Genomic DNA, 14,590 nt, shown 5'->3' with positions numbered 1-14,590 from the left:
TATGCCTATGGACTTGTACGCAGAAGAGCTCATATCCAATTATGAGCATCCGCACAACAAAGGCAAGCTTGATGGAGCAGATGCAGAACTGCACGAATACAATCCAGTATGCGGAGACGACATAACTATATACATAAGTGTAAAGGGCAAGAGGATCGCTGATGTCAAGTTTGACGGCAAGGGATGTGCGATAAGCATCGGCGCCGCCAGCATGCTTACGGATTTAGTGAAGGGAAAGACACTGGCCGAAGTCGAGAAGATGGGATTCAATACTGTTGTAGGCCTACTCGGCATAGATCCGGGCCCCGCACGGGCGAAATGCGCAACGATAGCGCTCAAGGCGCTGAAGGGTGCAGTATTCGCGTATGAGCACAAGACCATCGATGCTGAAACCAAGAGCCTTTGATTACTCAAGTGCTATCTCTATTCTTTTGTTGTGGGCCCCTTTGTTTTCGTATTTTATGATTTTAATCTTGCCGACCTCTTTTGTGTGCGCCACATGGGTGCCGCCGTCTAGCTGGAAATCGAAGCCCTCTATGTCTATAATGCGGATCTGATCTAGCTTTTCGAGTAATTCTTCTCCAGGCGCTGTCCTTGCCAAACCTTGAATCTTTGAGGCCTCAGCTCTTGTCATAAACCTTACAGTGACTGGATGGTCTTCTTCTACAATGCTCTGTGCATCATCGATGATGCTTTGCGACTTCGTCTTGTCAAGACCGGGAACATCGAAGTCCATCCGCGCCCTATCCTCGTATATCTGGCCGCCGGTTATTTTGCCTGAGTACCTCTTTTCAACTACCCCGTCTATTATATGGAGGGCGGTGTGAAGCCGCATGTGTATGTAGCGCCTGCCCCAATCGATTGCGCAGTGTACTGCAGTCCCTTCCGAAAGACTGGATGCGTCATCTACAAAATGCACAATGCGGTCGCCGTCCTTTTTTACTTCTGTAACTGCAATAGCCTTGCTGTTGACCGCCAGCGTGCCAGTATCGCATGGCTGGCCGCCGCCGGTCGGATAAAAGATTGTCTTGTCGAGCTCTACCTCGTTTCCGTTAACAGCCGTAACCGCTGCATCGGCTTCCTTAGCATATGAGTCGGTTTGGTATATCTTTTCAGTCATTTCAGCATCTCATAAGATCAATGGATTTATCACGAAATATATACATACAACCATCATGACTGCCAAGGCCATCTTGCGCACCAAATCGTGCTCCTTGAATATTATGGCACCTAACATAACGGTTATGGCTACGGTTGCGCCCTGCCTCAGTGGCGAGACAATGCTTATGAAAGCAACAGATGCAGCAGCATAATAAGTGAGCCTATAAAACAGCGTTAGCACCGCTATGGTAGTAAGCGGTGCAGGATGCTTCATGAGATTTTTAGTCATCTCCCTTACGCCGCCGTACTTGAATGTCATGTATACCGCCATATTGAACGCTATCGACAGCCCAAGCACGACGAACAGCGTGAATATGCTGACTCCCAGGTCAAGCACGTACTTCATAAGTATGGCGCCTACTGCCATGAGCAGCGAGGTTATGATAAGATAGTTAATGTAGCGCATGCGTTCGAAGTACTTGATGCCGTTCCTGCCATTCCTGAAAAGCAGAAGGTAAGTAAGGGCGACAAGTACGATTATGAATATATACTGGCTCACCCTGAGGCTTTCGCCTAGGAAGATGAATGCCAGAAGCACGGTAAAAACAGATGGAAGGGTGCTAAGAATTGGGCTGGCAGCCGATACGTCCCCATGCTTGTACGTCCTGGCTGTCAGAAGATAAGTCGTAGTTGAGGTGAGACTCAGCAGATACATGACCAGCAGCTCCTTCGCAGTGATATGAAAGTTAGCAAACGGGATAAGCAACAGCGATGCCACGGCAATCAGGAGGGTTGCGTCGCTGCTGTACACTGAGGCGTGCTCATTCTTCAGCGCAAATTTCTCGACTAGAGTCGCTGTGCTCATAAGCGCGGCAGAGATTATTACTAGGTAGTACCATGTTAGTGTCATCGGGTTCCCTGTATCGCATTAGTTATGCATATGTAGCCCCGACCGGATTCGAACCGATGTACGCGGGTCCAAAGCCCGCGGTCCTTGGCCGCTAGACGACGGGGCTGAGAGACCAGTAGGATTTTGCGAAGTTAACAATAAATTGCTGCTATGTCACGGCGTACGCACTTATCTCGTTCGCATTCTTCTGTTCGGCCTCCATTCATACACCTTGCCGCTCAAGCAATGATCTAAACAATAACTTGACATGCCCAGCTTCTTTAAGCCTTCTGTATGCGTATGGCACCCATTCCTCGCCGAATGGCACATAGAGTGCCGTTGACTCGCCATCTTCTGCAAGCTCAATGATTAGCTTGTTGCGTATGCCTCTCAGCATGGCATAAGTGACGTGCCTCTTTTCATTGACATTCAAACGCCTGGCCTCACTTATCAACCGGTCATCGTGCGTGGCTATAGTAAATTCATCCGTGCCTCTGAACAGCATTCTCATAAGCTTGAGATAGTTGCCTGTAACGTCATCGTGCGATATATATCCTTTGTTTTTGCTTACCGAATATGCGCCCTTCACAAGGCGCACTATGCCTCCTTTCTTCAAAATGGTTGAAATGTCTTTCTCGCTTCTTTTCAGGTTAGACTGTATGCATATGCCTGTGCCCCCATGACCCAGATTAGACAGGTATGCCTCTATCGCATCTGCGACATGCTCTGCTCCCTCCATATCCAGCCACGTAAACAGGCGATGCCTGCGCGCCATGGCTGCAATCCTAGCGTAGTTATTGATGGCTACGTCTTTATTTATAAGAAGCCCGAGCTGTGTGAGCTTTACCGATATATCAGCATGTATGCTAGACGAAACTAGCGCGTTCATAAGCTTCGAATATGTGCCTATTGAGCGCTCCACGGATTGCATTTCTGTGTAATCTTCTCCAAGGTAATTGATGATAGGCCTTATGCCATGCCTCGCGATGTTCGCGGACGCCGCCAGTGCATCTGGTATACCTATTCCTGCAATCCACCTTCCTGCAAACAGCTTCTCAGCAGCAGAGCTGATTACTAGGGATAGACTCATCAAATCGCGTTCATGCGCCTGAGCGCAGTTTCGAGTGTTTTGTAATTGGTAAAGAGTATGCTGCGGATGCCGACTTTCCTGGCTCCTGCTATGTTGTCGGACTGATTGTCTATGAATAGCGCCTCCGAGGCTTTCACGTGCATTTTCCTTAGCACGTACCTGAATGCCCTTGCCTCTGGCTTTCGCATTTGAAGGGCATAGGACGCAAAGACCTTATCAAACATTGAGGGTCTAAAGTACTTTGTCGAAGCGACTATGTATCTGCTCCTGCTTATGTTTGATAACAACACGACGCGATATTTTCTCCGGAGTCTCTGAACTAGTTTCTTCACTTGGAGATTGGTGCTAGTAAGACGTTCAAATGCAGCAGACCACTCCAAATCACAGTAGGGTATGCCAAATGCAGTGGATGCCTCGCGCTCCAAGGCTTTCTGCGTTATGCTAGAGGCCTCGAGTTTCTCAGCAAGAGGAGCCATTATCCTTTTTACCCTTCCTATGGATATGTTATATTTGGAACCGAGATACGCGTAGTACTCTAACTCTGAATAGTCTATGATGACCCCTCCAAGATCAAATATTATGAGTTTATACAAAGGCTCGCCGGCATTTACACTCAGAATGTGTGGCTAACTACTTATTGCTTGCGCAAGTTCCTGCCTTTCCTGTTCAGAAAGTATGCTTTCCTTGATGAAGCTTTTTAATGAGAGCACAAAACGCAATGCCTCGCGCCTTCCGGCATCATCTTGCATAGTGGCCCTAATTATCTCAGATATGCTATTTTCCCTGACATGATGTGTAGTCTCTTCGGCCCACCTGTCCATCATCTGGCTATAGGCCATTAGCATACGCATCTCGTCCACTGCCAGCACGAACTTCTTCAGGCCTTCCATGCGCTCGGCAGTCTTGCCATCGAACTTTGATGGATTGGACTCAAACTCTGCTATTAAGAAATCGTACTTCTCATGCATGGCCACGCGATCGTTTATGAGGTTATTGACAACGAAAAGCTTGTTCTCCCCGTCGCTCTGTTCATCTGGCTGCGTTATCACTGAGCCGCCTATGCTTATGCGGCCTGCCTTAATCTCGCCCTCAAGCACTGCTATGGCCTCGTTGGCAAGCTCGTTCTTAAGCTTTATGAGCAGATCGCTGCACAGTATCCATGCAGGAATTCTATCATTTTCTTTCTCCATGCGCTAACCTGTTATACGTTTCCACCGCTTACCACTGCCACTGCAGGGCTATTTGGATCAAGGCGCAGCTTGCGCCATGCAGCTATGCTCGCAACTCCGGCAAGCTCGGCTACAAGCCCGTATTCATCAAGTAGCCTTTTCTGTTCGGTTCTCATCTCAGCGTCAGTCACTGCAAGTACCGTTCCATGCTGATTCCTAAGCTCAGCTGATGCAGAATCGCCGAATGTTGGATAACCAACGGCTATGGCGTCTGCCTTGGTAGAAGGCTTCACGTACCTGATGCGCTTGCCTGATTTGAAAGCCTTCACAAATGGATCTGTTCGCACCGCCTGCACAGCAACTACAGTAGGCGCATTACGTATAAGCTTAGCGAACTTCATCTCCCGTATTGCCTTAAGGATGCCGCTCAGGAGAGTCGCGTTGCCAACAGGCACTATGACATGCGTGACTCTGGGCGCCTGGGCCATTATTTCATAGGCTAGAGTGCGTTGTCCTTCCTTCCTGTAGCAGTAATCTCCAGTCAGGAACGCCCCATTCCTGTGCGCGTACCGTTCGGCCAGATGCTGGGCTTTGGTGAAGTCACCGTTTACCCGCTCTATGTCTGCATCGCCTACTTTCCTTATGTCGTTTATCTTGTCTCTGTTGGCGTTGTTGCTTATGTATATCTTCGCAGTAAGGCCGACAAGCTTAGCATAGTACGAGATTGAGTATGCCATGTTACCCGTAGATGCACACGCCACTTCGCTGAATCCGTATTCATGGGCCTTCGCTATCTCTACAACCGAACCCCTGTCCTTGAACGACCGCGTGGGGTTCTCTAGCTCTAGCTTGAGCATCAGGCGAGGGTCGTGGGCCTTCAATAGGCGGGTGCCACCCAAATCGTAATGCCTGTATTCGCCTTCTGGAAGCACTGATTCATAGTCCCAGAACTCGTTGCTCAACCTACCTAGTGTAGGCCTGCCCTCATACACCACTTCCAGTACAGATCCGCAGGCAGGGCACACCTGGTAAGGATGCCGCCTGCTGTACCTCGCATTACAGGCATTGCATTCAAGATGGTATTCCATGCATATAGATCGGTAAAACAAATCTTTAAATATTAAATAAACCTAATTAACATAATCTGCGAAGCTGCGGAGTGACTTTATGAAACAGAACGAGGTTATACTGCAGATTTTCGATGAGAATGGAGAGCCTAAAAAACGCGTTCACGATTGTTACCTCTGCAAGATATACAAGAGGGAAATGGCGAGAGGCAACAAAGATGCTTATACCTGCTACGTCAACCATCTCAACTACGTCGCTTCGAGGGAAGGCGGAATCTCGATAAAGGTAAAGAAGTAGATTAATCTATTCTAGTATCCAAAATACTGGAACTACGACATAAGCAGATTAGTGAAGCAAACATAAATATCATAGTATATTGAGTTGCAACCATGAAAAGCGTATCAAAGCTCGTAAAGAAGACGGAATACGACAGAAAGATTTTAGGTGACACTGAATTTTTTTACAGGGTAAACGACTCGGCAAAGGTACGTATTGCTGAATCTGCACTGGCCAGTGTTGAGCGCGATATGGATAGTCATTATGAAACTGCAGGCTTTTTGATCGGCAAGGTCTATTCAAACGATATGCTGAAATTCACAAAGTACGTTCCGCAGGAGAGGCTTACGAGGTTGCCAGAGGCAATTAAGTATGAAGAGACAGATGTTTTGGAACAGCTGCGCACAATAAAAAATAAAGGTAGCGAAGGGAGCAACGCAATAGCATTCATACACCTGCACCCTGCAGGAGATATTTGCACTGCATCTAATGCAGAGTCGATGGCAGAGGAAATATATGAGGGGTTATTTGTCAATAGTGCGGATTTGCGCGCTAATCGCATAGAAAAAAGGCTTGGCGAGACTGCAGGTTTCATTTCCGTATATACCGGCGTATTTGTGCGTGAGGAATGGAAGAGACCGTCGGAAGGTAAAATGGCAAATGCTGGAAAGGTTGCTGTGCTGGCCCTATACGATATGAATAACGCTGCAAACATACCGGAAAGTTTTTCCGTTTTTGATGATACCTACACGGTTCCTAAGTACATTGCCGACCTTGAACGACTGCGCAGGCGGAGCAAGGATTCGGGACTAGCAGCCAATATTGAGAGCTACTTTCATGGTTACGAGTATAGACCGAGCAAAGACCAGTTGACAGCCGCACTTGATAGGGCTAAAAAACTAATAGAACAGTACGAGAATGAAAATCTACAACATAAAGGTTACATACGCGTTAGGGCAGAAGCTCCTGTAATCATTATAGATGTGCTTAGCACTAGGGAAACACGGGCAAGCAACTCTGACATGCAAATCAGACAAAAAGCAGTAGATATCGCAAAGCAATCGGTACTCGATGATCCCATATATGAATGGCTTAATGGGATACCGGACGATGCCAAGGAAGATATAGAGTGGGGGCTTATGAAATCGCTCTAGAGCGACAAAATGCTGGCGCGTATTAGGCTTTAGACTTTATACCAACATATGCGCCATTGCCTATAGAATTCTTCAGAAACTTAGCGTCTATGCCTGCCTTTCTCATGATGCCTATTACTCTGCGTATGTCAAACAGGCCTATATCGTATCTATCTATTGAATACCCCACTTTCTTGTCGCCAATTTTTGCCACCAGCGTGTGTATGTCCATTATCTGGCGATTACCAACGTTAATTGGAATACGAATCCTGGCTATCTTTAACCTAGGGCTGTCATATGTGGTCATGTACGGCATGCCTTCGGTATAATAACTTTTTGTTCTTAACCCATCCGTGGATGTCGTGTACCACGGATCAGCTATAAGCACGCCCCCTGTCTTAAGATGCTCTGAGAAATTATTTATCGTCGATTCAAGCGCGTCATAGCTCTTTGCATATGAAATAACGCCCCAGAGGCAGAGGACTACGTCAAACTTCTTGCCAAGGTGCATCTTGGTCATGTCGGATCTTAGCAACTTTACGCCTTTGAGCTTTTGTCTGGCTATCCGAAGCATGTTAGCGCTTATGTCGATGCCAGTGCATGAGAAATCCTTGCTTATATATTTCAGATAGTTGCCGGTACCGCAACCAACTTCCAGTAGCTCATTTCCGGATGATTTTTTGTATTTGTGGATTATGCCTTTTATTACTGATACGTCTTTTTTGTATTCCTTCCAGTAATAAACATTGTCGTAATATTCTGCATACCGCTGGTATAGCAGCTGTTCCCCTTTGATTACCATGTAACCATTGTATTCCTTACTTTCATGCCAACAAGCAACTTATAAATTGCGCCCTTCTTCTTTCCATTTATTATATAACCGCTTGTTCTTGTGCCTTTCACCGCTTCATACAGCAACGCCACTTTTGTCTTCATCCCGCCGGTAACATCAATTTTTAGTGACGGCCCTGCTTTTGATATGACGTCGTTTATTGTATGCCTATTTACTTTACGTATAAGCTTGGCACTTTTTTCAAGTTTAGGGTTGGCGTCAAACACGCCGTCCACATCGGTGCAGAATATAATTTTTTCCGGATGGAGCCGACGCGCAAGCGCCGCCAACAGCTTTTCGGTTGATATGTCAGAAAATCCCTGCGTGTAATCCATAAGCACATCGCCGTAGATTATTGGGACAGTGCCGTTTCTCAAAGCAATCTCTATCGGTTTTGTGTACAGGTCAGATACAGCGCTATTTATTGTTGTGCTAAATGAATGCGGTTGGAACGGAAAAACAGGCATGCCTAAATCAATAGCAGCCTGCACCACAACATCGTCGAGCCTGCTACATGCGCGCTCTGTATACATACTGCCATATCTAGCACGTTCGCTCTTGAATCCGTCACCAACATTGTATTTCTGAGAAGGCACATGACCAGGGGCGCCGGATCCGTGCCCTATTACAATATTAAATCCGGCAATTTGTCTCGCATCATCAATCTCTTTCAGTATTCTTCTTATTTCGCGCTTGTGTATCTCACTTTGATTTTTCTGGCCTGCTATCAAGCTGCCTCCTATTTTCAGCAGATAGAGCTTTTTGTTCAGAATGTCACCTGAATCAGGAGGTTTATAACCGCGGCCTTAAAATATTTAGCTTCATGTTCGTCTATTGGCCACTTTGCAATAGTAGCGTATATTTTTATATTAAAAACACAATCATTGTATGAGTTGATTTCTTTGGATAAGTTGGGTCCAAACGATATAAGCTTCGTGCACAACGCGCTCCCAGACCTCGCGTTAGATGAAATAGATGTGACGATGCGTTTTGGTTCTCCAGAAACAACACTCAAGGTGCCAATTTTGGTACTAGCCAAAACGCCAGAGGAGGCGCTTGCACTTTCCTCAGCCAATCCAGATATTTCGTTAATGACGCGTAACGGCAGCAAGATTGCGTTGTACATCGACGGAAAGCCCAATGACGTTGATTTTGGCAGGATGCATGAGGAAAAGGTAGGGGATGGAATCGAGGCCGCGAAGGTCATTAGAATGGGGGGCATCCCGTTCATAAGCGCGGAGCAACTTGGAGAGCTGCAATTGTATATAAAGCAGCTTAGAATTGCAATGTTCCTGACAAACTCAAACGACATAGAGCATCTGAAGAAGGCACCCATATACGTAACGAGGTGATCCATTGCCTGACGAGCCAATTGAGACCCAAAAAAGGAAGGTAGAACACATAGACATAGTGCTCAACAAGGACACCCAATACCGTAACAAGACAACCATGCTGGAGTATATTGAGGTCATTCCGAAAGGAAAGCGCATCAATATTGATGATGTAGATACATCGATGGAGCTTATCGGCAAGAGAATATCAGCGCCACTATTCATCTCTGGCATGACAGGCGGCCCTGCAGCTACGCTGGAAATAAACAAGAACATAGCAATTGGAGCGTCCAGGGCAGGCATACCCATGGGGCTCGGCAGCCAGAGGGCGATGCTTGAAGACCCAAACTTAAAATTCACATATGAAGTTAAGAAATTCGCCGACTTGATACTTATCGGCAATATTGGTGCCGAGAAACTACGAAAATATACTGATGACAGGATACAGGAAATGCTCGATGATGTAAAGGCAGACATGCTCGCCATTCACACCAATCCAGGCCAAGAGAGTGTACAGCCTGAGGGCAACGTTGACTTCAAAGGTGCATATGAGAGAATCTGCGAAGTCGCTAAATCAGTCAGACAGCCTACGCTGCTCAAGGAGGTGGGCAATGGCATATCAAAGGAAGTCGCGAAGAGGTTTGAAGGGAAGATATACGGCATTGATGTGCAGGGTGCCGGTGGCACCACATGGATAGGCGTTGAGACCTACAGAAGCAAAGGCGCTTACGGGAAGGCTTTCTGGGATTGGGGAATACCAACAGCGCTGTCGGTGCTAGAGGTGAAGTCTGTCTTCTCCGGCCATGTGTGGGCCAGCGGAGGAATAAGGAGCGCTAGCGATGTGCTCAAGTCGGTGGCGCTAGGGGCTGACATGTGCGGCATAGCGAAACCGGCATTAGTCAGCCAGAACAAAGGAGGAGCAGATGAAGTTTACAGATTCATAAGCAGCATAGCGGAAGGGCTTAGAGACAGCATGGCGCAGCTGGGCTTCAGCTCCATAGACGAGCTTAGGAAGGCCAAGATAAGGCTGAATGGGCCGCTGGCAAAGCTTGCGGAGCAGAGAGAACTCACAATAAAGAACCTCGCTTGACAATATGAGTAGCCACTTTCGTCGCTTCTCAGATGGCTTCTGCTGATTAAGACCAGAAGGCTATCACATGCTCGTAAAATCAGCCTATTCGGATCTTACCGTTGTACTGCCGACTATGAACGAGGCTGGCAGTGTCGGCAAGCTGATAAAAAACATATTGGATTCATTTATTGGAGCTAAGGTAATTGTGGTTGATGATGGTTCAACAGATGGGACAGTTAGGGAGATGCGCGAGCTCTCCCATAAAAGAACAGAAATCAGATTTATTGATAGGAAGGCGCTACATAGGGAGAGGGGGCTCACCGCCAGCGTTGTAGATGGTATAATTGCGGCCAAAACCGACTTTGTCGTAGTCATGGATGCGGATGGACAGCACCCCTACCAACTCATACGTCCTGTCATGAAGAGCTTGCGAGATGGCAACGACCTTGTCATATGCACAAGGACATCGGTGAGGAATTGGTCTATGAGTAGGGTAGTTATCTCAAAGATCATGACTGTGATAGGAAGAGCTGTGCTTTTGATCCGTATGAAGCCGCATCCGCGCGACGTAATGTCCGGCTTCTTTGGAGTCAGGCGCCATTTCTTTTCAGAGGTATACAGCTCATACAGGAAGGGGTTCGTAGGCAGAGGATTCAAGATTCTGTTTGACCTCCTAAAGTCGATGGACGGCAGGCGCACGATACATGAGATACCATATGTCTTCAGTGACAGAAAACGTGGTGCTTCAAAGGCGAAACTCATCCATGGAGCGTATCTGGTAAAGTCCTTTTTGACTTAATCCTCAGCTGTACGTGTAGTTTGCTGGCACATAATATAAATCTGCTTCAAATGGCTGCGTCGGTGCTATGACCCATGTGCTGTTGTAGGGAATCTGCGGTGACATGACCTTTATCCAATAGTCGCAGTATATCAGCGGATTTGGAACGAAGCTGAAACCATCATTGCCGTATCTTGGTATGACCACATACGACCCGCCAGGTATCTCAGAGCAATTGTTGGCTCCGCCATAACCAAGATAGAACCGGCTGAAGTTCCTGAAACCCATATACACCGCTAAATCGCCATACCCTGCGTCAAGATACACTTTGGTGCTGCTCGACAATTGGTTCAGCATTCCTGCTATAGAAAGCTCAGTATACTGAGAGTCAACGAGCACCAGGTGCCATGAGTATGTTATCTCGAATGATGTTATTGCAAGGACTACAAACCCCAATGTAAGGATTGCAATCTTTATTTCAGAATAGCGTTTCCTTGACCTGTGCACGACATCGAAAGCCGCACCTGCAATTGCTACGCTGAGTGGAGGGCCTATAAGGGTCAGGTATCTGTCCAGCCTGTGAGACAGGATGTAGGTCAGCGGGTTTAGGCTGAAATGCATAGGCCCGAACTCGAGATAAGCAAAGCCAACAATTATCCATATAGCAGGTATTGCAATGCGTCTGTCCTTTGTGATTATCAGGTATGCCAGGGCTGCGGTCATGGCGTAGAAGAAGAGTCCTGACTTGCCGTAGGATTGCTGTGCATATGTCAGTATAGAGACAACCGAAGTGACTCCCTGTGAGAGAGAATAAGGGAACATGACAGACGGATAGAATGCGAGGGCAATACTGATTGGTTGCGGCATTATGTCGGGCCTGTATATTTGGCTATAATACTGCGCATTGGCCGTAAACGTTATAAACGGATATCCTGATGTTACATAATTGAAGAGCACCATTACGGCAATGACTGCAGTGAAACCGCAAACCGCATAAACTGCCTTATACTTGCGTGAGCGCTCGCCTTTCAGCATTTCCCAAAGAAGCACGACGGCCATTATTATCCAGAAGATGAAACCCTCTGGGATCACAAATGGGGCTGCGGCTGTAGCAGCCCCTGAAACAATATACCATTTTCTGGAGTGCTTTTTCGTCCCCTTAATGAAGGCGAACACTGCCAGAGTCGCCAAAAACATTAGTGGTATGTTATCACTCATGGTCACTGAATAGATGTTTGCCATAGGGAATATCGCAAGTAAGGAGGCAGCAATCACTCCGACCTTCCAATTGTATAGCTCCTTTCCTATTAGGTAGGTTAGGAGGACAGTCAAAACAAAAGAGATTGCATCCCAGGCATTGCTAGTGTAGATCCCAGACCCGAAGAGGTAATAGAAGGTCCCTATAGGTATGATCTGTAATGGACGCACGCTCAGTATGTCGCCAAAGTTCTGCTTGTATGCGCTTATGGAGGCGTAGTGCGCGAGCCAGGAGTACCAAACGTCGTCACCAAGGTGGCTCGGGCCGATGGCGAATGCAATGGAGTAGAGGCTTGTTAAGAGCAGCAATGTTGCTACAAATGCGACCTCAATGCTATTGCTGCGGACCTTGACCATCTAACCTACCATCTCAAGATTAAAAGCAGTATAAAGATAAAAGGTTGTACGATGGAGTGGACCACAAACTGTTAAAAGGGAATGGTTCTCGCATTTTACAAATTATATTGGGCAGTAAATGCCAATGTAATTGATTTGATAGTCCATCGAAGTTGATGTATGCTAAGACCAATACGTAACCTCTTCCGCGCGCTGGGAACCCTATTAATAGATTGACGCTGTGCATTCGCGAAATCAGAAGGTAAATACAGTGAATCCTTCCCTGGAATATCTTGAGAAGGCGTCCCTTGCAAACTCCAGCGCTATGTCGAATCTTTTTGCATTCTCTTCGAGCCCCCAGGCTTTTGCCTCTGTTGCGCATACCTTTATCGTTAATCCGCCCTGTTTCAGCTCTTTTATAAGATTTTCAAATTCTTCGGGCAAAGATTGCAGAAGTTTTGAGCCGCCAGCATAAAGGAACACCTCCACGACGTCCACACCATTTGCTTGCCTAACTTCATATATGCGCTTAGCCAGATGGAGTCCAGAAGTCACTTTGAGTTTTTGATCCCAGTCAGATGCTATGATTATGGCTATCTTCCCGCCCATAGAATCGTAACTATTTACGGCTAAGAAGATTTATATATTTATGTTTATAAATATATTATTTATTATGGACCATGAAAAACGGCGTATACTTTTCAAGGCGCTAGGTGACAAGACAAGATATAGAATAGTTTCGATTCTTGCCAATCATGAAAAGTGCGCCTGCGAACTGCCTAAGCTTGTCAAGCGGGCACAACCGACTGTCTCATTGCAATTGAAGTATTTGGTTAGGGCTGGGATCCTCTCTAACAGGAAAGATGGGAAGGAGGTTGTCTACTGGGTAAGCAACAGTCGTGTGAGACGTTTACTTGGCAGAGGCACAAATCCCAGACAATCACTATAGGTGAATTGATGGCTAAGCATGTAAATGCTAGAGGAAAAGCGCAAAAAAGTGACTGGGCATCAAGGTTGACAAAGCACGTTAGGAAGTATCTTATTCTGTATACGCTTCTGGCCGTATTCATTGCCGTATTTGTGGGTTATTATACCAAAAGTTTCGCAAGCTCTCATGCGCAGCTCTTCTCTAATCTAGTCATCCTTTTCGCGATAATGACCATATACCCATCCATGATACAATTGAAATCTGAAGGTTTTGTAAGAGAATTAAAGTCGTGGAAACTGATTATTACTTCACTTGTATACGTGTTTGTACTCGCCCCTGTTGCAGCTTTTGTCATTGCCCCGTCACTTGGCTCATCTGTCGGAGCCGGCTTTGTTATTTCCAACGTAGTGCCAGCGTCGAGTGCGTCTCTTGGTTATGTGCTGATAGCGGGTGGCAGCATAGAACTGGCGACCGCACTTGCAATTATGAGTCTTATCATTGCGGTGCCTGCCATACCAATAATTTTGGGGCTTTACAGCAGCCACACGTCGATAGCGATCCCTGTGGGGCCCGTAATGCTGTCTATTCTGTATATTCTCATACTTCCTCTTATAGTTGGGCAGATTACCAGATATCTGCTTATAAAGTGGAAAAATGAGACCGTGGTAGAAAATGGATCTAAGAAATACCTGTCATTGATTACAATGCTATCCATGCTTGCCTTGATATTCGTGCTTGTGGATAAGGAAGCGGCATTGATAATTTCTACGCCACAATTAGTAGGTTATCTCATAGGCTACCAGTCGGCAATAATAGTTGGGGTACTGGCACTTTCGATAATAGTGAGCAGACTAATGCGCATTACATACGAGAAACACCAGGCTGTTGCGTTTATCTCTGTAACAAAGAATCAGAGTGTTGCAGCTGCCATTGCAATATTTGCACTCAACTCTGAAGCAGCTTTAGCTCCAGCAGTAATCCCCATGATACAGCCGATCCTTGCGGTAGTCTACATACATCTCGAATCGGTCGTAAAGAGGATCTTAACCCCGATAACGTCTAAACAGCAATAGCGAAAGCCCTAGCCAATCATTTGGGATTTTAAATTAGGTTTCTCGAATTATCTAGACGCTTTACGCGAGGCGGCTTCCATTGACTGCCTTGCAACCTCTAAATTGCAGCTATTGTGCTTTGAACACCAGGCGTAACACTTATCGGCTAGCTCCTTGCTTTTGTAATGGAGGCCGCATATTTTACAGACATATGTGCTAGTTGCCATGTTGAATATTAGTCAACAAAACAATAAAAATTAATGGTTGGTGGCATCTTT

At 46.4% G+C, this 14,590-nt stretch carries 17 protein-coding genes and 1 tRNA gene; 7 read left to right on the top strand and 11 right to left on the bottom strand.

The annotated features are described in order from the left end of the window. The first annotated feature begins 1 nt into the window (after nt 1). Nucleotides 2-406, top strand: coding sequence for an iron-sulfur cluster assembly scaffold protein (locus M1158_00320; GenBank protein MCL5099559.1), 405 nt, complete (start codon nt 2-4; stop codon nt 404-406). Here the strand turns inward: M1158_00320 and M1158_00315 are convergent, their stop codons facing one another. From M1158_00315 to M1158_00285, 7 genes are all read right to left on the bottom strand, one after another. Next, nucleotides 407-1,120, bottom strand: coding sequence for an alanyl-tRNA editing protein (locus tag M1158_00315; GenBank protein MCL5099558.1), 714 nt, complete (start codon nt 1,118-1,120; stop codon nt 407-409). A 9-nt stretch (nt 1,121-1,129) separates the two neighbouring features. Next, nucleotides 1,130-2,011 carry an EamA family transporter gene (locus tag M1158_00310; protein MCL5099557.1) on the bottom strand — a complete coding sequence of 294 codons (882 nt, stop codon included), beginning with the start codon at nt 2,009-2,011 and terminating at the stop codon, nt 1,130-1,132. 33 nt (nt 2,012-2,044) lie between these two features. Then, a tRNA-Gln gene (locus M1158_00305) sits at nt 2,045-2,117 on the bottom strand. A gap of 96 nt (nt 2,118-2,213) precedes the next feature. Further along, the gene (locus M1158_00300) at nt 2,214-3,080 is read right to left on the bottom strand and encodes a proline dehydrogenase family protein (GenBank protein MCL5099556.1); all 867 of its coding nucleotides are present in this window, start codon (nt 3,078-3,080) and stop codon (nt 2,214-2,216) included. Next, entirely contained in the window at nt 3,080-3,673 is a 594-nt protein-coding gene (locus M1158_00295; protein MCL5099555.1) for an HAD family phosphatase, read from the bottom strand. The genes M1158_00300 and M1158_00295 overlap by 1 nt, the downstream gene beginning before the upstream one ends. A gap of 33 nt (nt 3,674-3,706) precedes the next feature. Then, nucleotides 3,707-4,270, bottom strand: coding sequence for a hypothetical protein (locus tag M1158_00290; GenBank protein MCL5099554.1), 564 nt, complete (start codon nt 4,268-4,270; stop codon nt 3,707-3,709). A gap of 11 nt (nt 4,271-4,281) precedes the next feature. Beyond that, entirely contained in the window at nt 4,282-5,337 is a 1,056-nt protein-coding gene (locus tag M1158_00285) for a pyridoxal-phosphate dependent enzyme (protein ID MCL5099553.1), read from the bottom strand. A 79-nt stretch (nt 5,338-5,416) separates the two neighbouring features. Here M1158_00285 and M1158_00280 point away from each other — a divergent pair, with 79 nt between their 5' ends. Both M1158_00280 and M1158_00275 read left to right on the top strand, forming a co-directional pair. After that, the gene (locus tag M1158_00280; protein MCL5099552.1) at nt 5,417-5,614 is read left to right on the top strand and encodes a hypothetical protein; all 198 of its coding nucleotides are present in this window, start codon (nt 5,417-5,419) and stop codon (nt 5,612-5,614) included. Between the two features lie 92 nt (nt 5,615-5,706). Beyond that, nucleotides 5,707-6,747 (top strand): hypothetical protein, encoded by a 1,041-nt coding sequence (locus M1158_00275; GenBank protein MCL5099551.1) that lies wholly within the window; start codon nt 5,707-5,709, stop codon nt 6,745-6,747. A 22-nt stretch (nt 6,748-6,769) separates the two neighbouring features. Here the strand turns inward: M1158_00275 and M1158_00270 are convergent, their stop codons facing one another. Then, entirely contained in the window at nt 6,770-7,528 is a 759-nt protein-coding gene (locus tag M1158_00270) for a class I SAM-dependent methyltransferase (protein MCL5099550.1), read from the bottom strand. After that, nucleotides 7,522-8,289 carry an isopentenyl phosphate kinase gene (locus tag M1158_00265; GenBank protein ID MCL5099549.1) on the bottom strand — a complete coding sequence of 256 codons (768 nt, stop codon included), beginning with the start codon at nt 8,287-8,289 and terminating at the stop codon, nt 7,522-7,524. The genes M1158_00270 and M1158_00265 overlap by 7 nt, the downstream gene beginning before the upstream one ends. A gap of 171 nt (nt 8,290-8,460) precedes the next feature. On the opposite strand from M1158_00265, the gene M1158_00260 reads away from it, so the two are divergent. From M1158_00260 to M1158_00250, 3 genes are all read left to right on the top strand, one after another. Next, nucleotides 8,461-8,910: a hypothetical protein gene (locus tag M1158_00260; GenBank protein MCL5099548.1), complete on the top strand. Its 450-nt coding sequence runs from the start codon at nt 8,461-8,463 to the stop codon at nt 8,908-8,910. Between the two features lie 4 nt (nt 8,911-8,914). Further along, nucleotides 8,915-9,979 carry a type 2 isopentenyl-diphosphate Delta-isomerase gene (gene fni, locus M1158_00255; protein MCL5099547.1) on the top strand — a complete coding sequence of 355 codons (1,065 nt, stop codon included), beginning with the start codon at nt 8,915-8,917 and terminating at the stop codon, nt 9,977-9,979. Nucleotides 9,980-10,046: 67 nt separating this feature from the next. Next, complete coding sequence (locus M1158_00250; GenBank protein MCL5099546.1) at nt 10,047-10,760, top strand: glycosyltransferase; 714 nt, start codon at nt 10,047-10,049, stop codon at nt 10,758-10,760. Nucleotides 10,761-10,763: 3 nt separating this feature from the next. Here M1158_00250 and M1158_00245 read toward each other — a convergent pair whose 3' ends face one another. After that, nucleotides 10,764-12,353, bottom strand: coding sequence for a glycosyltransferase family 39 protein (locus M1158_00245; GenBank protein ID MCL5099545.1), 1,590 nt, complete (start codon nt 12,351-12,353; stop codon nt 10,764-10,766). A 234-nt stretch (nt 12,354-12,587) separates the two neighbouring features. Next, nucleotides 12,588-12,941, bottom strand: coding sequence for a DsrE family protein (locus tag M1158_00240; GenBank protein ID MCL5099544.1), 354 nt, complete (start codon nt 12,939-12,941; stop codon nt 12,588-12,590). Nucleotides 12,942-13,289: 348 nt separating this feature from the next. Between M1158_00240 and M1158_00235 the strand changes: the two genes are divergently transcribed. Next, nucleotides 13,290-14,333, top strand: a complete 1,044-nt coding sequence (locus M1158_00235; GenBank protein MCL5099543.1) for a bile acid:sodium symporter — start codon at nt 13,290-13,292, stop codon at nt 14,331-14,333. The last annotated feature ends 257 nt before the right edge of the window (nt 14,334-14,590 follow it).

This window comes from Candidatus Marsarchaeota archaeon (assembly GCA_023473665.1).
GTDB lineage: Archaea > Micrarchaeota > Micrarchaeia > Micrarchaeales > Micrarchaeaceae > JAMCYM01.
The sequence above is the reverse complement of the archived record's forward strand: the minus strand, read 5'-3'. Positions and strand labels throughout refer to the sequence as shown.